The sequence below is a fragment of the Lentzea sp. NPDC102401 genome (genome assembly GCF_044765805.1).
Taxonomy (GTDB): Bacteria; Actinomycetota; Actinomycetes; order Mycobacteriales; family Pseudonocardiaceae; genus Lentzea; species Lentzea sokolovensis.
The window spans coordinates 163,181-183,311 of sequence record NZ_JBIWKS010000001.1 but is presented as its reverse complement, the minus strand read 5'-3'; the positions used below and the strand labels follow the sequence as shown (position 1 = coordinate 183,311).

At 68.8% G+C, this 20,131-nt stretch carries 20 protein-coding genes; 12 read left to right on the top strand and 8 right to left on the bottom strand.

Going from position 1 to position 20,131, the window contains the following annotated elements; genetic code table 11:
* Window positions 1-239 precede the first annotated feature (239 nt).
* A complete protein-coding gene (locus ACIRG5_RS00925) occupies window positions 240-848 on the bottom strand; it encodes a TetR/AcrR family transcriptional regulator (protein WP_402898170.1) in 609 nt (202 codons plus the stop codon).
* A gap of 248 nt (window positions 849-1,096) precedes the next feature.
* Here ACIRG5_RS00925 and ACIRG5_RS00920 point away from each other — a divergent pair, with 248 nt between their 5' ends.
* Entirely contained in the window at window positions 1,097-1,531 is a 435-nt protein-coding gene (locus tag ACIRG5_RS00920; RefSeq protein WP_402898167.1) for a hypothetical protein, read from the top strand.
* Between the two features lie 2 nt (window positions 1,532-1,533).
* Here ACIRG5_RS00920 and ACIRG5_RS00915 read toward each other — a convergent pair whose 3' ends face one another.
* From ACIRG5_RS00915 to ACIRG5_RS00905, 3 genes are read right to left on the bottom strand one after another with little or no spacing between them, the layout of a single operon-like run.
* On the bottom strand, window positions 1,534-3,087 hold the full coding sequence (locus ACIRG5_RS00915) for a long-chain fatty acid--CoA ligase (RefSeq protein ID WP_402898165.1): 1,554 nt from the start codon (window positions 3,085-3,087) through the stop codon (window positions 1,534-1,536).
* Window positions 3,087-4,214 (bottom strand): DUF5938 domain-containing protein, encoded by a 1,128-nt coding sequence (locus tag ACIRG5_RS00910; RefSeq protein WP_402898162.1) that lies wholly within the window; start codon window positions 4,212-4,214, stop codon window positions 3,087-3,089. The genes ACIRG5_RS00915 and ACIRG5_RS00910 overlap by 1 nt, the downstream gene beginning before the upstream one ends.
* 2 nt (window positions 4,215-4,216) lie before the next feature.
* Window positions 4,217-5,020 carry an SDR family NAD(P)-dependent oxidoreductase gene (locus ACIRG5_RS00905; RefSeq protein ID WP_402898160.1) on the bottom strand — a complete coding sequence of 268 codons (804 nt, stop codon included), beginning with the start codon at window positions 5,018-5,020 and terminating at the stop codon, window positions 4,217-4,219.
* A gap of 134 nt (window positions 5,021-5,154) precedes the next feature.
* On the opposite strand from ACIRG5_RS00905, the gene ACIRG5_RS00900 reads away from it, so the two are divergent.
* The 4 genes from ACIRG5_RS00900 (at window position 5,155) to vanX (ending at window position 8,437) form a co-directional block, all read left to right on the top strand.
* Window positions 5,155-5,793, top strand: a complete 639-nt coding sequence (locus tag ACIRG5_RS00900; protein WP_402898158.1) for a TetR/AcrR family transcriptional regulator — start codon at window positions 5,155-5,157, stop codon at window positions 5,791-5,793.
* Between the two features lie 69 nt (window positions 5,794-5,862).
* Window positions 5,863-6,819, top strand: coding sequence for a D-isomer specific 2-hydroxyacid dehydrogenase family protein (locus tag ACIRG5_RS00895; protein ID WP_402898155.1), 957 nt, complete (start codon window positions 5,863-5,865; stop codon window positions 6,817-6,819).
* Window positions 6,816-7,832, top strand: a complete 1,017-nt coding sequence (locus ACIRG5_RS00890; protein ID WP_402898153.1) for a D-alanine--D-alanine ligase family protein — start codon at window positions 6,816-6,818, stop codon at window positions 7,830-7,832. The genes ACIRG5_RS00895 and ACIRG5_RS00890 overlap by 4 nt, the downstream gene beginning before the upstream one ends.
* Window positions 7,829-8,437: a D-Ala-D-Ala dipeptidase VanX gene (vanX, locus tag ACIRG5_RS00885; protein WP_402898150.1), complete on the top strand. Its 609-nt coding sequence runs from the start codon at window positions 7,829-7,831 to the stop codon at window positions 8,435-8,437. The genes ACIRG5_RS00890 and vanX overlap by 4 nt, the downstream gene beginning before the upstream one ends.
* A gap of 9 nt (window positions 8,438-8,446) precedes the next feature.
* Here the strand turns inward: vanX and ACIRG5_RS00880 are convergent, their stop codons facing one another.
* On the bottom strand, window positions 8,447-9,520 hold the full coding sequence (locus ACIRG5_RS00880; protein WP_402898147.1) for a sensor histidine kinase: 1,074 nt from the start codon (window positions 9,518-9,520) through the stop codon (window positions 8,447-8,449).
* A gap of 93 nt (window positions 9,521-9,613) precedes the next feature.
* Here ACIRG5_RS00880 and ACIRG5_RS00875 point away from each other — a divergent pair, with 93 nt between their 5' ends.
* Window positions 9,614-10,051 (top strand): hypothetical protein, encoded by a 438-nt coding sequence (locus tag ACIRG5_RS00875; RefSeq protein WP_402898145.1) that lies wholly within the window; start codon window positions 9,614-9,616, stop codon window positions 10,049-10,051.
* Here ACIRG5_RS00875 and ACIRG5_RS00870 read toward each other — a convergent pair.
* From ACIRG5_RS00870 to ACIRG5_RS00860, 3 genes are all read right to left on the bottom strand, one after another.
* Complete coding sequence (locus tag ACIRG5_RS00870) at window positions 10,029-11,156, bottom strand: BMP family protein (protein WP_402900820.1); 1,128 nt, start codon at window positions 11,154-11,156, stop codon at window positions 10,029-10,031. The genes ACIRG5_RS00875 and ACIRG5_RS00870 overlap by 23 nt on opposite strands.
* A gap of 81 nt (window positions 11,157-11,237) precedes the next feature.
* Window positions 11,238-11,762, bottom strand: a complete 525-nt coding sequence (locus ACIRG5_RS00865; protein ID WP_402898142.1) for a GNAT family N-acetyltransferase — start codon at window positions 11,760-11,762, stop codon at window positions 11,238-11,240.
* Window positions 11,759-12,751, bottom strand: coding sequence for a hypothetical protein (locus tag ACIRG5_RS00860; RefSeq protein ID WP_402898139.1), 993 nt, complete (start codon window positions 12,749-12,751; stop codon window positions 11,759-11,761). The genes ACIRG5_RS00865 and ACIRG5_RS00860 overlap by 4 nt, the downstream gene beginning before the upstream one ends.
* 131 nt (window positions 12,752-12,882) lie before the next feature.
* Here ACIRG5_RS00860 and ACIRG5_RS00855 point away from each other — a divergent pair, with 131 nt between their 5' ends.
* From ACIRG5_RS00855 to ACIRG5_RS00830, 6 genes are all read left to right on the top strand, one after another.
* The gene (locus tag ACIRG5_RS00855; RefSeq protein ID WP_402898137.1) at window positions 12,883-13,449 is read left to right on the top strand and encodes a MerR family transcriptional regulator; all 567 of its coding nucleotides are present in this window, start codon (window positions 12,883-12,885) and stop codon (window positions 13,447-13,449) included.
* A complete protein-coding gene (locus ACIRG5_RS00850; protein ID WP_402898134.1) occupies window positions 13,446-15,761 on the top strand; it encodes a VIT domain-containing protein in 2,316 nt (771 codons plus the stop codon). The genes ACIRG5_RS00855 and ACIRG5_RS00850 overlap by 4 nt, the downstream gene beginning before the upstream one ends.
* A gap of 45 nt (window positions 15,762-15,806) precedes the next feature.
* A complete protein-coding gene (locus tag ACIRG5_RS00845) occupies window positions 15,807-17,741 on the top strand; it encodes a GH36-type glycosyl hydrolase domain-containing protein (RefSeq protein ID WP_402898131.1) in 1,935 nt (644 codons plus the stop codon).
* Window positions 17,742-17,771: 30 nt separating this feature from the next.
* Complete coding sequence (locus ACIRG5_RS00840) at window positions 17,772-18,041, top strand: hypothetical protein (protein ID WP_402898129.1); 270 nt, start codon at window positions 17,772-17,774, stop codon at window positions 18,039-18,041.
* A gap of 63 nt (window positions 18,042-18,104) precedes the next feature.
* Window positions 18,105-19,505 (top strand): fatty acid desaturase, encoded by a 1,401-nt coding sequence (locus ACIRG5_RS00835; RefSeq protein ID WP_402898127.1) that lies wholly within the window; start codon window positions 18,105-18,107, stop codon window positions 19,503-19,505.
* A gap of 10 nt (window positions 19,506-19,515) precedes the next feature.
* The gene (locus ACIRG5_RS00830; RefSeq protein WP_402898124.1) at window positions 19,516-20,124 is read left to right on the top strand and encodes a TetR family transcriptional regulator; all 609 of its coding nucleotides are present in this window, start codon (window positions 19,516-19,518) and stop codon (window positions 20,122-20,124) included.
* The last annotated feature ends 7 nt before the right edge of the window (window positions 20,125-20,131 follow it).

The following is a 20,131-nucleotide window of genomic DNA, read 5'->3' as shown; positions in this document are numbered from 1 at the left end:
AAGTTCTGTCCGTGACTCGCCAACCCGGCTGCGCCTGGTCCTGATGGCGTCTGCAAGTACCACCAACTCAACATCAACAAGCACTTTTCTACTACCAACAGCTCCCGGACCTGCCGGTTCGGCAGGCAACGAACATGTTGGGTGTAGTCCAGGGCGATTCGATCAAGGGTTGGTAGTACTTGCAGACGCCATTCGCGACCAACGAGTCTTGAGGTTCCGGACAAGACTTCTGCGGGCCCTTAGCCGCAGACGCGCTCGACCAGGACCTGCCAGCTGGTGATCAGGTTGTGCACCACGGCTTCCGGGTCGGGCGCGTCGCTGTCCTGCGTCCGCAGGTAGAGCAGGATCGGCCCTTCCAGCGCGGCGACGAGCTGAAGGGCGAGGGTGCCGCTCGCGGCGTCGTCCGGACACGCCTCGCTCAGGAGCATGTGGACGTGGAACAGCGAGGGGCTGTCCCCGGCGGGGACGGGCTGGCCGGGGTCCAGCGAGGCACGTGCCAGGGCGGTGTGTTCGATCAGGAACTCGAGCCGCGCGCGTCCGAACGCCGCGAGCCTCTCGGCCGCCGGCGCACCGGGACCCAACGGCGGCGGCCCGGTCATCACCCGTTCCTGGAAGAGCTTCTCCTCCTCGTCCAGCAGGGTGTGGAAGATGCCCGCACGGGTGCGGAAGCGCCGGAACACGGTGCCCTTGCCCAGACCGGCGCGTTCGGCGAGCCCGTCCATCGTGACCTTGTCCACGCCCAGTTCCGCGACCATCTCGCGGGCGACCTCGATCAGATGGGCGCGGTTGCGTGCGGCATCGGCCCGCTCTTCCCGAGGACGGCCCAACGGCAGCGCGACAGGTTCCACCACCAGAACGCTACCCGTCGATCTCCGCTCAGCGACCGAAGGTGGAATCGCGCACCGGCCGGCGCGACCTCGGGGACAGGACCAGCAACGCGTTCGCGCCAGGAAACCGGCAGCCGTACCGCTGACGGGGGTGATCTCAGGCGGGGCTGTCACGAATCGAAGCGCCACCTCGTCCACCTGATGTCGTGGGCACCCGAGGAGAGCGCGGCAATGCGGGTAGCCCTGCAACGCGAACAAAGGACCGTCTCGTGAAACTTCTGCTTGACCGGATCAGCCTGGCCTTCATCGCGGTCACGTCCGCGTACGTCGGGATCTTCGCCTACTTCGCCACGCGGACCTGGTTCGACACGTTCCCGGGGTTCGGACTGCGCTGGCTACCGCAACTCGGTCCGTACAACGAGCACTTCGCCAAGGACATCGGCGCGGCCTACCTCGCGTTCACCGCGCTGAGCCTGATGGCGCTGGCCCACGCCAGGAAACCGGCCGTCGTGCCGCTGGCAGGCGCCGCGCTGCTGGTGTTCAACACCCTGCACTTCCTCTACCACCTGACGATGCTGCACATGTACGAGCCGCTCGACCGCGCGCTGAACGTCGTGCTGCTGGGGCTGCTCGTGGTGATGTCCCTCATCCTCGTGATCCCGGGCGGGGCTGTCACGAATCGAAAACCGTCCGGTAGCCGGTGACGTCAAGGGACTTCGAGGGAGGACGATGCGGCGAGCCGTTGCCTGATCTCGGCCTTGAGCACCTTGCCCACCTTCGACCGCGGCAGGTCCGGCCAGATCTCCACCTGCTTGGGCGCCTTCACGCTGCCCAGCTGCTCCTTCACGAACGCGATCAACGCGTCGGGGTCGGCCTGACCGGAGACCCGCAGCTGCACCACGGCGGTCACCCGCTCGCCCCACTTGGCGTCGGGCAGTCCGACCACCGCGCTGTCCTGGACCGCCGGATGTGCCCGCAACGCCTGCTCGACCTCGGCCGAGTACACGTTGAACCCGCCGGTGATGATCATGTCCTTGGCGCGGTCGACGATGAACAGGTAGTTGTCGGTGTCGAGGTAGCCGATGTCACCGGTGTGGTGCCAGCCGAAAGCGCTCACCTCGGCCGTGGCCGCCGGGTTCTCGTGATACCCGGCCATCACCAACGGCCCGCGCACGACGATCTCGCCGCGTTCACCTGCGGGCAGCAGTGTGCCGTCCGCGGCCATGATCGCGACCTGCGTCAACGGCGTGGGCCTGCCCGCTGACGACAACCGGTCGACCGCGATCGACCCGTCTGGCAGGAAGTGGTCGGCCGGGGCGAGGGTGGCGATCATGTTCGGCGCCTCGGTCTGGCCGAACAGCTGTCCCATCACGGGCCCGATCCGGTGCAGCGCCTCGGTGAGCCGCACCGGGGACATCGGCGCGGCTCCGTACCAGAGGCATTGCAGTGAACCGAGTTCCGTCGAGTCCAGGGCGGGGTGGTCGAGCAGGCCGTAGATCACGGTCGGCGGCAGGAACGCGTGCGTGACCCGGTGGTGCTCGATCAGCCGCAGGAACTCGCCGAGGTCCGGCGCGGGCATGATCACCGTCTCGCCGCCCAGCGACATGATCGGGAACGTGAGCACGCCCGCCGAGTGCGTGAGCGGGGCGAGCGCGAGATAGCGCGGCCGCGCGCTGAACGGGTAGCTCATCAACGTCAGCGCGGTCGCGGTCTCCAGGTTGTGCCCGGTCAGCCGCACGCCCTTGGGACGCCCGGTCGTGCCGCCGGTGCCCGCCAGCACGCACAGATCGTCGTCAGCGACGGAGACCGGTTCCGGCTCACGCCCGCGCTCCGAAAGCCAGGAGGCGAACGTGACCGCGCCCTCCACCTCGCCGTCCAGGCACACCAGCGTGGTCAGCGACGGCAGATCGCCGCGGATGCGGTCGACGAGCGGCGCGAACCTCGCCTGGAAGAACAGGCACCGGCACCCGAACAGGTCGAGCAGTTCACGGTTCTCCGCCGCCTCGTTGCGAGGGTTGACCGGGCACCACACCGCGCCGGCCCGCGAGATGCCGAACACGCACGTGAGCGCGAGCGGATCGTTCGCGCTCAGCACCGCGACCCGGTCGCCGGGGCCGATTCCGCTGCCCTGCAACGCTCCCGCGATCGCACGGGAGCGTTGCTGCACCTCGGCATAGCTCTGCGAGACCCCGCCGATGGTCAGGCAGGGCGCGTCGCCCCCGAGCGACGCGCCCTTGTCCAGGTAGTCGCAGAGGCGCATCAGCGGTGCACTTCGACGATCGGGTCGAGCACCAGGCCGAACGACCGCAGCGCGCCCAGCAGTTCCCGGTGCCCGAACGCCTGGCAGCCGGACGCGAACCCGACGCGGCGAGGCGCGTCCTGCAACAGGTGCACGGCGGCGTGCACGTTCAACAACGCCGTCTGCTTGTAGTTGCAGTTGCCGTGGATCACGCAATGCGCGCGGCCCAGCGGACCCGATGCGTGCACGGAGTCCAGCGAGATGTTGATCCGCGGGTTCTCGCGCGGCGGCATCTCACTGCGCACCTGCGCGGAGAACGCGTCGACGATCTCGTACTTCTCCTTGTCCGACTTGCCTTCCATCTGCTCCAGCGCCGCCGCGACGATCTGCGGCACACCCTGCATCAACGGCCGGTTGAACACGCCGCCGAGCGCGCGCACCGACGCCACCCGCGGATCCCGCTTGAACCACACCGGATGAGCCGTTCCACCCCACGGCAGCGCCAGGCCCAGTTCGTGCTGGCCGGGTACGACGAGCTCGTAGAGACCGGCGTCGGCCGGCCACTCGACGTACTCGTTCTGTTCCAGGTAGAAGGCCTTCGAGAACGCGGCGTTCGTCAGGATGGTGTTGGTGGAGGCGACGGTGGGATAACCCTTCCAGAACACCCCGATGTCCAAAGTGTCCAGTCCGGGCTGCTCCAGGCAGATCTGCGCGGCGATCTCGCCGACCGTGTACATCTGCGCGATGCCGGGGGAGAGCAGCAGGCCCTGCTTCGCGAACTCGGCGCCGTACTGGGCGTCGGTGTCGATCATCCAGTCCTGCTCGCCGTTCGTGTCGGTGTAGTGCGCGCCGACGTTCAGGCTCGCCCGCACCGCTTCGTGGCCGTAGCGGGAGAACGGGCCGACGGTGTTGAGCACGACCTTGGCACCGGTGAACGCCTCCGTGAGCGCCGCCTCGGTGTGTTCGACCTCCAGGACGTCGTAGGAGACCGTGTCGATGCCGGGAACGGCGTCGACGGTCTCCTTGACCCTCTTGCCATCGCGGCCGGCGGCGAGGAACGGGATCCCGTACTCGCGCAGGTACTCGCAGATCAGGCGTCCGGTGTAGCCGGAGGCTCCATAAACGACTACGGGCTTGTCAGTAGGCACGGTCACATTCCCATTCCGCCGTCGACCGGAAGACCCGCTCCGGTGATGAACTTGGACGCGTCGGACGCGAGGAACACCACGGCGTCGGCCATGTCGTCGACCTGTCCGAGACGGCCGAGCGGGGTGAGCTCGATGACCGCGCCGACGGCGGCCTCGACCGACGGGAACAGGCCCAGCTGGGCGCAGTCGACGGCCAGCTGGTTGCCCATGGCGGTGGGCGTGAGGCCGGGGTAGATGCAGTTGACGCGCACGCCGTAGCCGAGCTTGCCCGACTCCGCGGCCGCGACCCTGGTCAGCCGGTCGATGGCGGACTTGGTCGCCGAGTAGACGCTGATGCCGGGGAAGGCGATGGTCGCCGCGACGGACGCGACGCTGATGATCGAGCCGCCGTTGCCCGCCGCGCCACCGGGACGCATCGCGCGCAGGCCGTGCTTCATGCCGAGGGCGGTGCCCAGGACGTTCACGTCGAGCATCCTGCGGACGTCGGCGGGGTCGAGCTCGGTGATCAGGCTGGTGATCTCGATGCCCGCGTTGTTCACGAGGATGTCGAGACCGCCGATCGCGTCGACCGCCGTGCTCACCGCCGAGGCCCAGCTCGCGTCGTCGGTGACGTCCAGCGGAACGAACTCCGCCGTCGCGCCCGAGTCGCGCAACGCCTGGGCGGTCTGCTTGCCCTCCTCCTCCAGGACGTCGCCGATCAGCACCGCCGCGCCGGCCTCCGCCAGGGCCTGGGCCATGCCCGCGCCCAGTCCTCGCGCACCCCCGGTGACCAGCGCTTTTCGTCCGCTCAGCTGATAACTCGTCATTGAGTCGCCTCCTCGGTGAGATGGCTCACACACTAGCTTTTCCTTGACAGTCGTCAAGTTTTTCTTTGACGACTGTCCAAGATTGTTTGGACGAATGGTCAAGTTTTGTCGTGGTGAGCGTTAGGATCCGAGGCGTGACGGATGTCGTTTCGCGCAAGCAGGACCGCATCACCCGCCGGCAGGTCGACAAGTTCGACGCCCGGCGGACCGAGCTCGCCGTGGCGACCCTGCACACGCTGGCCGAGCTGGGGTACGCGCGGACGAGCCTGCGGGAGATCGCGCAGAACTCCGAGTTCTCCCACGGCGTCCTGCACTACTACTTCGCGGACAAGCGGGACCTGATCACCGAGGCCGTCCGCCAGTACGAGGTCGTCTGCGTGACGCGCTACGACGAGGTCGTGGCCACCTCCGCGACGGCGGACCAGCTGCGCGACGAGTTCGTGGCGATGTTCTTCGACACCCTCGGCCAGGACGCGACGCTGCACCGCCTCTGGTACGACCTGCGCAACCAGAGCCTGTTCGACGAGTCGTTCCGCGCGGACGTGCTGGAGATCGACGGCCACCGCGAGGACATGGTGTGGCGCGTGGTCAGCCGCTACGCCGAACTGGTCGGTGGCACGGTCGCCGTATCGCCCTCCATGATCTACGTGACGCTCGACGGCATCTTCCAGCGGGCACTGCTGAACCACCTGGCGGGCAACGCGGACAACGTCGCCCGGTTGCGGGTCGAGTTGCCGGCCGCGATCGGTCTGATGGTGACCAAGGCCGAATAGCGGCCATATCGCCTGCATATCGAAAACCGCATACGAGCCGGCAACGCCGTGCCGTCTTGACTGAGGCGCATGGCAACGGGCATCACGATTTACGGGTGCGGGCAGGACGAGGCCGTCCTGTTCCGAAAAATGGCACCCCGCTGCGGCGTGACACCGACCATCGTCGAGGACGCGGTATCCGAGGCCAACGCTGAACTGGCACGCGGAAACCAGTGTGTCAGCGTGGGCCACAAAACCCGCATCACTCGCGCCACGCTTTCGGCGCTCGGTCGCGCGGGCGTCCGCTACATCTCCACCAGAAGCGTCGGCTTCGACCACATCGACGTCGAGTACGCCGAGAGCGTGGGCATCACCGTCGGGAACATCGCCTACTCACCCGACAGCGTCGCCGACTACGCGGTGATGTTGATGCTGATGGTCATCCGCGACATGAAGTCCGTTCTTAGGCTTGCTGACCTGCATGATTATCGGCTTCAGGCCGTGCGGGGCAAGGAACTGCGCGACCTGACCGTCGGGGTGATCGGCACCGGACGCATCGGCGTGGCGGTCCTGGACCGGCTGCGCGGCTTCGGTTGCGGCGTGCTGGCCCACGACAGCAGGCCGCGCAACTCCGCCGACTACGTGCCGCTGGACGAACTGCTGCGGCTGTGCGACATCGTCACGCTGCACACGCCGTTGACCGCGGAAACCCATCATCTCCTGGACCGCGACCGAATCGGTTCGATGAAACGCGGCGCGGTCGTCATCAACACCGGACGCGGTCCGCTCATCGACACCAAAGCGTTGGTCGAGGCGTTGGAAAGCGGTGGGCTGGGCGGCGCGGCTTTGGACGTCGTGGAAGGCGAAGAGGGAATCTTCTACACCGACTGCCGTGCCCGCGAGATCGACAGCGAACCGCTGCTGCGGTTGCAGGGAATGCCGAACGTGCTCATCAGTCCGCACACGGCCTATTACACGGACCACGCACTGAGCGACACCGTGGAGAACAGTCTCATCAACTGCCTGAAATTCGGGGGAAGAGCATGACCAAGGTGAAGATCGGAATCATCTTCGGCGGGTCGTTCGAGGAACATCCCGTCTCGGTGAAGTCCGCGCGGGAGGTCGCGGGGAGCCTCGACGCCGCGAAGTACGACTCGTTCTGGATCAAGATCACCCGCGGCGGCGACTGGAGGCTGTGCGACGGCCCGGACGCGCCGGACGGCCGCCCGGTCGTGCTCTCCGCTGACGGCCTGCTCGTCCTCGACGAGGACCGGTTCGAGTCGATCGGGCTGGACGTCGTGTTCCCCGTGCTGCACGGCAGGCTGGGGGAGGACGGCGCGATGCAGGGCCTGCTGGAGTTGTCGGGCGTCCCGTACATCGGGTGTGACGTCCAGAGTTCCGCGTTGTGCATGGACAAGTCCCTCACGTACGTCGTCGCCAGGAGTGCGGGCGTGGCGACGCCGAACTTCTGGACCGTGACGCCGGACGAGAAGATCGAACCCGGCGAGCTCACCTACCCGGTGTTCGTCAAACCGGCCCGCTCCGGGTCGTCCTTCGGCGTCACCAAGGTGTCCACGGAGGACGAACTGGCGGTCGCGGTGGAGGTCGCCCGGCAGTACGACTCGAAGGTGCTGATCGAGGAGGCCGTGGCCGGCAGCGAGATCGGCTGTTCGATCCTGGGCAACGACCTGGACCTGGTCGCCGGCGAACTGGACCGGGTCGCGCTGACCCACGGCTTCTTCCGCATCCACCAGGAGAGCACGCCCGAAACGGGTTCGGAGAACTCGGCGTTCATCGTGCCCGCGGACATCCCGGCGGAGTCGCGCGCACTCGTGCAGGAGACGGCGAAGATCATCTACCGCGCGCTGGGCTGCTCCGGCCTCGCGCGGGTCGACATGTTCCTGACGCCGGAAGGGAAGGTGGTCCTCAACGAGGTCAACACCATGCCCGGCCTCACCTCCTACAGCCGCTACCCGAGGATGATGGCGGCCGCGGGCCTGTCGCTCGGCGACGTGATCGACCGGCTGGTGTCGCTGGCGCTGACGGGCAGGTTCCAGTGAACCCGGACTTCGTCTTCGTGGACGAGTGCGCGCCCGGAATCCGCTGGGACGCCAAGTACGCCACGTGGGACAACTTCACCGGCAAACCCGTCGACGGCTACCTCGTCAACCGCGTCGTGGGCACACGCGCCCTGACCGCCGCGCTGGAGAAGGCGCACGAGAAGGCCGAGTCGCTCGGCTTCGGCCTGCTGCTGTGGGACGGCTATCGCCCGCAACGCGCCGTGGACTGCTTCCTGCGCTGGGCTCACCAACCCGAGGACGGCAGGACCAAGGAGCGGTACCACCCGAACATCACCAGGGCCGAGATGTTCGAGAAGGGTTATGTGGCAAGGAAATCAGGGCACAGTCGAGGCAGCACCGTCGACCTGACGCTCTACCACCTGACCACCGGCGAACTCGTGCCGATGGGCGGCGACCACGACCTGATGGACCCGATCTCGCATCACGGTGCCGTCGGAGTCGGTGAGGTCGAAACGGCTAACCGGCAGCACCTCTGCTCGATCATGGAAGCCTGCGGGTTCCACCGCTACGACAGCGAATGGTGGCACTACACCCTGATCGACGAGCCCTACCCGGACACCTACTTCGACTTCCCGATCGGCTGAAGCATCGAGTCACGGTGCGGGCAGTCGCACGGTGACGCGAAGCCCGCCACCGGTTCGAGGCGCGAGGGTGAGAGTGCCGTCGTGTGCGTGGGTGATGCTCTTGACGATCGCCAGCCCGAGCCCGACTCCCGCGTGATGGCGGCGTACACGTTCGGCACCGCGCTGGAACGGCTCGGTCAGCGTCGACACCAGGTGCTGCGTGAGCTGCTCGCCGGTGTTCTCCACGGTGAGCGTGACGACCGCGGGCCCGGCCGCGGTGCCGACCCGCACGGTGCCGCCTTCGGCGAGGTTGTGGACGATCGCGTTGTGCACGAGGTTCGTCGTGATCTGCAACAACAACGCGGGTGAGCCGACGGCGAGAGCGAGGCCGCCGGACGTCTCGATGCTGACACCGTGCTTCTCCGCCAGGGAAAGCAACGTCTCGGTGGCCTCCTCGGCGACCAGCGACAGGTCGACCCGGTCCTTGACGAACGACCGCTGATCGGCCCGGCTGAGCAACAGCAACGCCTCGGTCAGGTCGATCGCCCGCGCGTTGACGACGTGCAACCGCTCGACGAGCTCGTCGGAGTCGCGGTGCCTCCGGGCCACGTCGAGCAACGTCTGAGTCACGGCCAGCGGAGTGCGCAACTCGTGCGAGGCGTTGGCCGCGAACCGCTGCTGCTCGGCGACGTGCGTCTCCAACCGCGCCAGCATGGCGTCGAAGGCGTCCGCGAGCTCGTGGAACTCGTCCGAACGCCCCGGCAACTCGATGCGATGCGAGAGCGAACCGGTGGCGACGACGCGCGTGGCGTCGGTGATGCGGTCGAGCGGTGCGAGCATGCGCCCGGCCAGGAACCAGCCGCCCAGAAGCCCGAACACCAGCAGGAAGCACAGCACGCCGACGATGAACGGGGCGAAGGCGCCGAGCAGCCGGTCGGGGTAGATCCAGAAGTCGCCGGTCGGGGTCTGGATCCAGCCGTCCGGCAGGAGGTACTTGTAGAAGACCAGCACCGCGACCATCAGCAGGATCCCGGTGACCACGAGGAAACCGGCGTAGCTGATCGTGAGTTTGAGGCGAACGCTCACACCTGGTGCCCTGTCCACGCAAGCCTCCCCCAGCCCGTCCCGCGAGGCTAGGGGATGGGCCATATCGCCCGCGTATCCAAACCGGTTGCGCGTGGTCAGTAGCCTCGGCTGGTGGGGTTCACCGGGCAGGCGCGCAGGGTGCGCGACAGAAGGTTCGCGCACGGACAACGCGTCGCGGCACTGTGCTCGTGCGTGAGCCGGCACCACCCGATCGGCCACCGCGCGACGCTGAGCTTCCTCGCTGAACTGGCGGGGCCCCTGGAACTCGGCGTTCACCGGGCCTGGCGCACCGGCCACTGGTACGCGACGGACTCGGCCCTGTCACGGCGTGCGGCCTTGCACGCGTTGAAGCTGTGGGAGCACGAACCGGACACTGTGGACGATGAGGTGCGGTCTCTCGTGCGGTCGTGCGTCGCCAACGGGCGGCTTACCGGCGAGCAGTTGACCATCGCGCTGAGCCGCCGGGACGAAGGCGAGGACGTCCGTTGGCCGATGACGCTCATCGCATCGGCCAACGGCATGAGCCCTACGGCGTGTCCGCGACCTTGATCTTGCCGTCGACGATGTCCTTCTTGTAGCCCTCGAGAATGCCCTGCAGCGTCGCGTCGATCTTGCCGCCCGACGTCGCGTACCCCATGCCGTTGACCTTCAGGTCGAAGACCTTGGGCAGCGCCGAGAGGTTGTTGGCGGCGGCCGCGTGGAAGAAGTCGTAGACGGCGACGTCCACGCGCTTGAGGCTCGACGCCACGATGACGTCCCGGTTGGCGGCGACGACCGGCTGGTTGTACTGGTCGGCGTCGCAGCCGATCGCGAGCACGCCCGCCTGCTTGACCGCGGCGAACACGCCGATGCCGGACGCGCCGGCGGCCGGGTAGACGACGTCGGCGCCCTTGTCGATCAGGCCCTTCGCGGCCTCCTGGCCCTTCGGCGGGTCCTGGAAGCCGGTGAAGTCGCCGGCCGGGGTGATGTACTTCTTGTCGATCTTGACCTTGGGCGCTGCGGTGCGGGCGCCCTGGTTGTAGCCCGCCTCGAACTTCTGGATCAGCGGGATGTCCACGCCGCCGACGAAGCCCACATGGCACTTCTTGCTCTGGTACGCGGCGACGACGCCCGCGAGGAACGCGCCCTCCTGCTCGGCGAAGACCAGCGGCGTGACGTTGGTGGCGCCTTCGACGGCGGAGTCGACCAGGCCGAACTTGACGTTCGGGAACTCCGGCGCGACCACCTTGAGCGACTCGGTGTACGCGAAGCCGACACCGACGATCGGGTTGAAGCCCTCGGACGCAAGCTGGCGCAGGCGGGTCTGCTTCGCCGCCTCGTCCTCGTTCGGCGCGGCGGAGAGCTCGCGGGTGTTCTCCTTCTTGACGCCCATGTCCTTGATCGCCTGGTCGAACCCGAGGGCGGCGAGGTCGTTGAACGACGCGTCGCCGCGGCCGCCGATGTCGTAGGCCAGGCCGATCTTCAACGCGCTGCCGTCGACCTTGTCACCGGTAGCGGCGCTGGTGCTCGACGTGGCGGGTGCGGTGGGCGGCGTCGAGAACTCGCAGGCGCTGCCGGACGCGGTGGGCGTGGTGCCACCACCGGAGTCCTTCGCGCAGGCGCTCACCGCCATGAGGCTGGTCAGCGCGATCGCGGCCACGGCTGTGCCACGCATACGACGACGCACGGTTCGTCTCCTCTAACTCGGCTTAGGAGGCGGACGGTACCTCGCACCTCGATCAAACCGGTTGAGAGTTCACGTACTGGGATCGAGATCTTTACGGAAGACCAGGAAGTCGCACGGGCACGCCAGGCGCGGCACCAGGAACGGATACGCATCTTCCAGGCTGTCCTTGCGCACGACCTGATAGCCGATCCGCGTGTACCAGCCGCGCAGGAACTCCTTGACCGGATGCGCCCACCCCTGCGGCACCAGCAGTTCCAGCTGCATCTCCGCGAAGCCGCGCTCACGGCCCCAGTTCTCGGCGAACGACACGAGGTCACGGCCGATGCCGGCGCCGCGCTCTTCCGGCGCGGCGACCAGCATCCCGAACTCGCCCACGCCGTCCTCGATCTCGTGCACGCGCACCGAACCCACGATGCGGTCGGCCGACCTGAGCACCGCGATCTGCCCGGTGGCGATGAGCTCCGCCACCTCCTCCTGGGAGGTCCGGGCGCTGCCCTCCTGCCAGATCCCCTTCTCCGCCTCGGCGTACACGCGGTTGATCAGGCCGGCGATCTCCGCGGCCAGTCCGGTGTCGGAGATCAGGACAGGAGTCACCACGGCGACGGCTGGGAGATCTTGGCGAGCTCGTCCGCGTGCTGGAGCACGCCGAGTTCGCGCAGCATCCGGTCGCGTTGGGTGGGGTCGTGAGCGACGTGCGACGCGTGCAGTGCCTTGCGCAGACGGGCCTTTCGGCGCGGCGTCCACCGGCTGGCCAGCGCCAGCTTCGCGGCGCGCAAGGCCGCCTTGTCACGGGTGCGCGCGGCGGCGTCCCGGTGGTCGTCGCCCAGGCCCAGCAACGACAACAGGCGTTCGCGGAGCTCGCGGCCCACGCGTGCCCACGTCGTCGTGCGCTGACGCGAGGCGCGGATCTCGATGCCGAGCGCGAGGTGCAGCATCACCAGGCCGAGGACCGGTCCGAGCAGGACGCGGGCGGTACCGGCGACCGGGCCGGACAGGCTGAAGGCCGCGAAGGCGGCGAACGCCGTCAGCGCCCACGCCACCAGGCGGGCGGGGCCGGGACGGCCGTCCCGCCGCACGCCACCGCGCATGGCCCAGCCGCACGCGACGAGCGCCGCCTCCATCACGGAGAACAGGACGACCCGCTCCACGACGTCGGTGATGCCCAGGCGCTGCTCGAAGAACCGCCACGACGTGTCCACGCTGACGCCGATGCTCATCAGCGCGACGGCGTAGAAACCCTTGGCACCGGCGGGCTTCGACGGCTCCGCTGGCTCTGCGGGTGGTTCGGGAGCGCGGGAGGGGGCATCCGCCTGGTCGAGCTCGGCGATCAGTTCCGGTGTCAGCAGGACGTGACCGCCCGTGTCGGTCATGCCGTTGCGGGCACGCCACTCGTTCACGATCGTCCTGGCGTGGGAAGCGGTGGGTACCACCTGGCCCTGCTTGTGCAGCCAGCGCCGGACGTCCTCGACCGTTCCACCGCGCGGCATGTTCTCCAGCGCGTAAACGATCTGGGCTTTCTTGGTGCTCAACCGGCCTAACTCGGCGCGGTGGTCGGTCAGGGTGCCGACCTCGTCCGTGGTCACTCGCTCTCCGTCCTCATGTGGGGTGGGCTTGCAGGGGCACGCGGACGCGCTGGACCCTACCCGGCTACCAGGCGTGAACATCATCGGTTTCGACGTTGACACTGTCATGGTTGCAGTGTCAGTATCGAGGGGTGTGGACGCTCGACGAGTTGCTGGACCGTGTCTCCGCCGCGCTGACGGCGGAGTACTCGGGCGCGCCCAACGGCCGTGTCCGGGACGTGCCCGACAGGCGGGCCGTCCGCTGGTACGCGACGACGGGGCTGGTCGACCGGCCATCGGCGATGCGCGGCCGCACCGCGTTGTACGAGAAGCGCCACCTGCTCCAGCTCGTGGCGGTGAAGAGACTTCAGTCGCAGGGGAGGACGCTGGCCGACATCCAGGCGGAGCTCGCGGGTGCCACCGACACGACGCTGGCGGCCGTCGCCCGAGTCCCGGACCACCTGCTCGACTCCGGTGAGGCACCGCAGCCGGAGGCCGTTCGCCCGAGGTTCTGGGCCGAACCGGCGGCCGCACCGCCCGCTCCACCCGCACCTCCGGAGGCGTTCGCGCTCAACGGCGTCGCGCTCGGCGGAGGTGCCGTCGTCCTGGTGCCGGGGACGCCGACCGCCGCCGACCGCGCCGACATCGCCGCCGCCGCCCGGCCACTGCTCGACCTGCTCGCCGCCCGTGGCCTGCTCAACGAAAGGGACTCGTCATGACCATCTCCGTCGCCCCGATGAAGGCCGCCGAAGCCGACCGCATCGGCCGGACGACCGAGGACGCGGGTGTCGGTGCGCTGCGCACCGAACGCGGCAACCTGCCGCTGGAGCGGCTCGACGTGCGAGCGGCGATCACCGGCCTCGTCGGCCGCGTCGTGCTGACGACCGGGTTTGTGAACACCTATGACATCGCTCTGGAAGCGACCTATGTGTTCCCGTTGCCGGATCGCGCCGCCGTCACCGGCATGAAGATGACCGCGGGCGACCGCACGGTGGAAGCCGATCTGCAGGAACGCGCTCAGGCCCGCCAGACCTACGACGACGCGATCGCCGCGGGCAAGAGAGCGTCCATTGTGGAGGAAGAACGGCCCGACGTCTTCACCATGCGCGTGGGCAACATCCCGGCCGGCGAACGGGTCACCGTCGAGCTGACGATGGTGGGACCGCTGGTGTTCGAGGACGGCGCGGCCACGTTCCGGTTCCCGCTCGTGGTGGCACCGAGGTACGTGCCGGGCACGCCGCTGGAGGGCCCATCAGTGGGTGACGGGTACGTGCAGGACACGGACGTCGTGCCGGACGCCTCCCGAATCACGCCGCCGGTGCTGCTGCCGGGCTTCCCGAATCCCGTGCGGCTGGGCATCGGCGTGGAGATCGACCCGGCGGGCCTGGAGCTCGGCGAGGTGCGGTCGAGCCTGCACACCGTGGTCGCCGAGGGCGACACCGTGACGGTCGCGCCGGGTGAGCGGGTCGACCGTGACTTCGTGCTTCGCCTGGCGTACCGGGGAAACAGCTCCGCCGTCGTGTGCGTGCCGGACCTGGACGACAGCGGTGAGGGCACCTACCAGCTGACCGTTCTGCCGCCCGAGCCCGAGGCGCCGGTCCGTGCGCGGGACGTCGTGCTGTTGCTCGACCGCTCCGGCAGCATGTCGGGCTGGAAGATGGTCGCGGCCAGGCGCGCGGCGGCCCGGATCGTGGACACGCTGACCGCGGACGACACGTTCTCCGTGATCACCTTCGACGATCGCCTGGAACGGCCGGAGACTCTCGGTTCGGCGCTGGTCACGGCCACCGACCGGCATCGGTTCCGCGCCGTCGAACACCTGGCGGCCGTGCAGGCCCGTGGCGGCACCGAGATGTACGAGCCGTTGCGGCAGGGCCTGAGCCTGCTCGCCGACGCGACCTCGGAGCGCGATCCCGTTCTCGTGCTGGTCACGGACGGCCAGGTCGGCAACGAGGACCAGATGCTGCGCGACATCGCGCCGATGATCAACCGAACGCGGATCCACGCCGTCGGCATCGACACGGCCGTCAACGCGGGCTTCCTCGGCAGGCTCGCCGCCGCCGGTGCGGGCCGCTGCGAACTGGTCGAGAGCGAGGACCGGCTGGACGAGGCGATGACGCACATCCAGCGGCGCATCGGCGCGCCCGTCGTCACCGACGTGGTGTTGTCGCCGTCGTCCGACCTGCCCCGGCAGCCCACGGCGATCTATCCAGGCGTGCCGCTGGTCGCCTTCGGCCGGTACCGGGGTGCGGCGCCGGAGTCGTTCAGCGTGCGCGGCCGGACCAGGGACGGCGCGGACTGGCAGGAGACTGTGGCCGTTCAGCAGCACACGTCGCCGGCCGTCCGGGCGCAGTGGGCCCGTGCCGCGCTGCGTGATCTGGAGGACCGGTACGCGGTCGGTGACCGGACGCTGGAGTCGTCGATCGTCCAGACCTCGTTGAAGTTCGGGGTGTTGTGCCGCTTCACCGCGTTCGTGGCGGTGGACGAGCGGGTGGTGTCCGACGGGACGGTGCACCGGGTCGTGCAGCCGGTCGAGCAGCCCGCCGGATGGGAGCGTCCGACGCCGGGGTTCGCGATGCCGGTGGCGGCGAGCTTCGCCGGTGCCGCGCCCGGTGGCGGCTACGGCGGGCCACCGCCTGCCGTGGCCGCCGCGCCGATGGCCAGGGCAGCGGCGCCGAAGCGGATGCGCGACTCCGTGTCGATGCCAGTGCCGCCGCCGATGCCCATGCCCGTGCCGGCGGAACCCGCCGACCTGCGGGAGATCGTCGCGCTGGAGGTTCAGCGCCTCGAGAAGGACGTGGCACTGCCCTCGTGGGAGCGTCGCGACCTGCTCGCCGACCTGGCCAGCCGGCTCGGCACCCTGATCGCCGGTCGGCAGGGCGATGCCCACGCGCCGTTGCACGGCCTGGTCGCGGAGATCACGGCCGGGGGAGACGTCGACGTGCTCTGGGCGCGGGCGCTGGAGGTGCTGCGGGGGTTCGTGGCGGGGAAGACCGCCGAGCCGGAGCGCCGCCGCAGGTTCTGGCGCTGATCGGACGATTGCCCGCCGGGTGGTCGTGCCGGAACGCTCTCCCGTGTGAGCGCGTTCGGTGAGTGGACGACAGTCGAGGGTCTGCCCACGTTCGAGTACCGGGCAGGCCCTCGGCCGTGGGATCCGATCATCGACCCGCCGTCGTCGACGCATCGGGTGCACCTGGGCAACCGCCGGATCACCCTGGTCGCCGACAGCGACGGGCTGTTCGGGCTCTGGGACGAGCACCTCGGGTGCCGGTGGATCGCCGAGCACACCGGTGTCGCGCGGTGCGGTGATCTGCCGATCGTCTCCTCCGCGAAGCTGTTCGGGCCGACCTTCTGCCGGATGGCGGTGGTTTCGGGTGACGTCGAGATCGAACGCACGGTGCTGTGCCCGGAGGGCGAGGTGCCGTGGGTGTTGATCAGGGTCGACGTGCTCAACCGGGGCGATGTGGCGCTGCGTCGGTCGTGGACCGAGGAGTGGGTCGTGCGGCCGCGCCTCGTGGATCTGGAATTCGGACCCGTGCGCGGTGATGCTCCGCCGGACGCACCCGTGGTGGCGCTGGAGAACTTCGGCGGCGAACGGGCGGAGACCACCGCCGGGTCACTGGTGGTCAGGAGCGAGCTGGATGTGCCGCCAGGGAAGCGGACGACGGTGTGGTTCCGGTTCGGACTGCTGGACGATCCCGCCGACCCGGTGACGATCTACGCGGCCAGTCTGGCGGGACTGCGCGAGCGGCTCCCGTCCGGTGCGTCCAGCCGCGCTCCCGAGGCCGCCATTGAGATCCCTTGGCACGCGGCCCTCCTCACCGGCGCTGCCTGCGTCGACGGTGTGCTCGGCGGTCACACGCTGAACCAGGGATCGGCCTACTCGTTCCGGCACGGTTTCAACGGCGCCGCAAGGGATCCGTTGCAACACGCCCTGCCGTTGGTGCACCTCGAACCGGACCTCGCCCTGTCGGTGCTGCGCAACACCTGTGCCTGGGGAAGCCCGGACGGCGACCTCCCGTACGCGCTCGACGGCCGCAAACAACCGTGGACACAGCTGTTCCGCCCGTCCGACCAGAACCTGTGGGCGCTTTGGCTCGCCGCCGAGTACGCCGCCGCGACGGGCGATCTCGCCGCGTTCGAACAGCCCGTGCCGTACCACCCGTGTCACGGCGCCGATCCTGTTCCGCTCGCCGAGAACCTGCGGTGCCAGTTCCGGTTCTTCGTCGACGAGGTGGGCGTGGGGGAGCACGGCCACGTCCGGATCCTCAACGCCGACTGGAACGACCTCGCCATCAAAGAGTCCGGTGTGGACCGTGAGCTGATGATCGAGCGCGGCGAGTCGGTTCTGAACTCGGCGATGGCGGCCTGGGTGCTTCCGCTGTACGCGGACCTCGCCGAACGTCTGGGCGATGACGCGACGGCCGCCGAGGCACGCGAACGCGCCGCCGCGCTCCGTTCGCTGGTCGCGGGGGAGTGGAACGGCCGCTGGTTCCGGCGCGCACACGGCCCTGGCGGCAAGGTCGTCGGCGATCGCGACCTGTGGCTGGAAATGCAGCCGTGGGCGATCCTGTGCGGTGCCGCCACTCCGGACCAAGCGCGCGCACTGCTCACCACGATCGACGAGACGTGCCGGGCCGGCTCGCCGCTGGGCGCCCGTCATCGCTGGCCCGTTCCCGACGGCACGCACGGCCAGGTGTGGTTCTCGGTCAACATGACCCTGATCTGGGCGGCCTCGAGCTACTTCCCGGACCTGGCTTGGGACGAGTGGCGGCGCATGACCCTGCACGCGCACACGGCGGCTTATCCAGACGTGTGGACGGGCACGCTGTCCGGCCCCGACTGCTACCTCGCGCCGGACAGCGACCGTCCCGGCGAGACGTGGGCGTTGCCCGACTTCGGCACCGCGATGCAGGCCTACCCCGTCGCGAACCTGCACAGCCACTCCCAGCCGTTGCTCGCTCATCTGCGGTTGAACGGCGTCGTACCTCGATTCGGTGAACGAGCGTGACGTACCAGGGATCTGTGCCGTCCTGACTTCGTGACCCTGCGCCAGTTGCCCGAGGACGATCAGCTGTCGCTCGTCGAGCAGACCGCCCTGTGCCACCCGGCCGTGCACAGCGTCGAACTGTCCTCTGAGGACGAGATCCGCGTCGAAGTCGTGGTGTGGCGCGGAAGTTCGCCGTTGCGGACCGTCCACGACATCACTGCCGCTCTGGGTGCCGTGCTTCCAGGCGTGCCCGTACGCCTGGCGGTGTCGGCCGTCGCCTACAGGAGGCGCGCCACGACCCTGCTCGCGGTTTACAAATAGTGATCTCTTGTCAAATCGGCTTTACATGTCCTACCGTTCTGTCAACCTCCTGAGGAGCGTGGCATGAGCGACATGAAGGCAACGGTGCCCGTCGGCTCAACCGAGCAGTGGACGGACGGCAAGCGGTACCTGTGGCTGCTGGGGCTGGTCGTGCCGTCCCTGGCGTTCCTGGCGATCGGGATGCACGCGGCGACGGGCTGGGGCGTGTGGTTCTGGATCGGCCCGATCGTGGTGCTGGTCATCGTCCCGGCGATCGACCTCTTCGCGGGACTCGATCGCAGCAACCCTCCCGACGACGTGATCGAGCGGCTGGAGAACGACCGCTACTACCGCTGGATCACCTACCTGTTCCTGCCGATCCAGTACGTCGGGTTCGTGGTGGCGTTCTGGGTGATCGCGCGCGGAGATCTGTCCGTTGTGGACAAGATCGGCCTGGCGGTGTCGATCGGGTGCATCGGCGGCATCGGCATCAACACGGCGCACGAACTGGGGCACAAGAAGGAGAGTCACGAGCGCTGGCTGTCCAAGATCGCGCTGGCGCAGAGCTTCTACGGCCACTTCTACATCGAGCACAACCGCGGCCACCACGTGCGGGTCGCGACCCCGGAGGACCCGGCGAGCAGCAGGGTGGGCGAGAGCTTCTACCGGTTCTGGCCGCGCACCGTGTTCGGTTCGGTCAAGTCCGCGTGGCGCCTCGAACGCAAGCGCTACGGGCGGCGCGACCGGCACCCGTACCGCCTGGGCAACGACGTGCTCAACGCGTGGCTGATGTCCGCGGTGCTGTGGGCGGCGATGATCATCTGGCTCGGCGCCGGCATCGTGCCGTACCTGCTGATCCAGGCGGTGATCGGCTTCTCGTTGCTGGAGGTCGTGAACTACATGGAGCACTACGGGATGCTGCGGCAGAAGGTCGGGGCACCGGACCGCAGGCGGTACGAGCGGGTCGATCCCAGCCACAGCTGGAACTCCAACAACATCGCCACGAACGTCCTGCTCTACCACCTGCAGCGGCACAGCGACCACCACGCCAACCCGACCCGGCGCTACCAGACGCTGCGCGACTTCGCCGAGTCCCCGGTGCTGCCGACCGGCTACGCGGGCATGATCCTGCTGGCCCTGGTGCCGCCGCTGTGGCGGCGCGTGATGGACCCGCGGGTGCAGGGCCACTTCGGCGGCGACATCGGCCGAGCCAACATCCAGCCCGGCAGGCGCGCGAAGGTCCTGGCCCGTTACGGCGGCGTGGACACCGGCGAGGAGGTCGTCACCGACACCCGTGGCGACGCGACCGCGGGCGGCATGTGCCCGGGCTGCGGCTACGTCTACGACGAGAGGACCGGTGACCCGCGCGAGGGCTTCCCGGCCGGAACGCCGTGGGCGGACATCCCGGACTCCTGGTGCTGCCCGGACTGCGGGGTGCGCGAGAAGATCGACTTCGTGGCGCCGGGACGCGTCGGCACGGCTTAGGATCGCTCGTATGGGCGGGACTTCAGCGGCGACCTCCGGCCGTCGGCAGCCGATCATCGAGGCTGCCATCGAGATGACCGCCCGCGACGGCTGGGCCGCGGTCACCATGACGCGGCTCGCCGAGCAGGTCGGGGTCAGCCGCCAGACCGTCTACAACGAGATCGGCTCGAAGAACACCCTGGCCGACGCCATGCTCGCCCACGAGCTCGGCCGGTTCCTCGCCGCGATCGGCGCCGCGTTCGACCGCCACGCCGACGACCTGGTCGAGGCCATCTACGACGCCGTCCGCGACGTCCTCGACCTGGCCCGCGACAACCTGCTGGTCCGCGCCATCGCCTCGGCGACGCACGGCGCGGACACCGAACTGGTGCCGCTGCTGACCACCCACGCAGAAACCCTGCTGATCGAGGTCAAGACGATGCTCGCCGCGCGGGTCGAGTCCTACCGGCCGGGCCTCACGGGCGAGCAGATCGAGGTGCTGATCGACCTCATGACCCGTACCGTGCTCAGCCACGTCATCCAGCCGACGGGCACCCCGGCCAGTACCGCCGACGGCCTCGCGTGGCTCGCGTCACGTGTGTTGGAAGAGCCCGCGAGGAAACCGCTTCGCTACGGGTGACGAACGC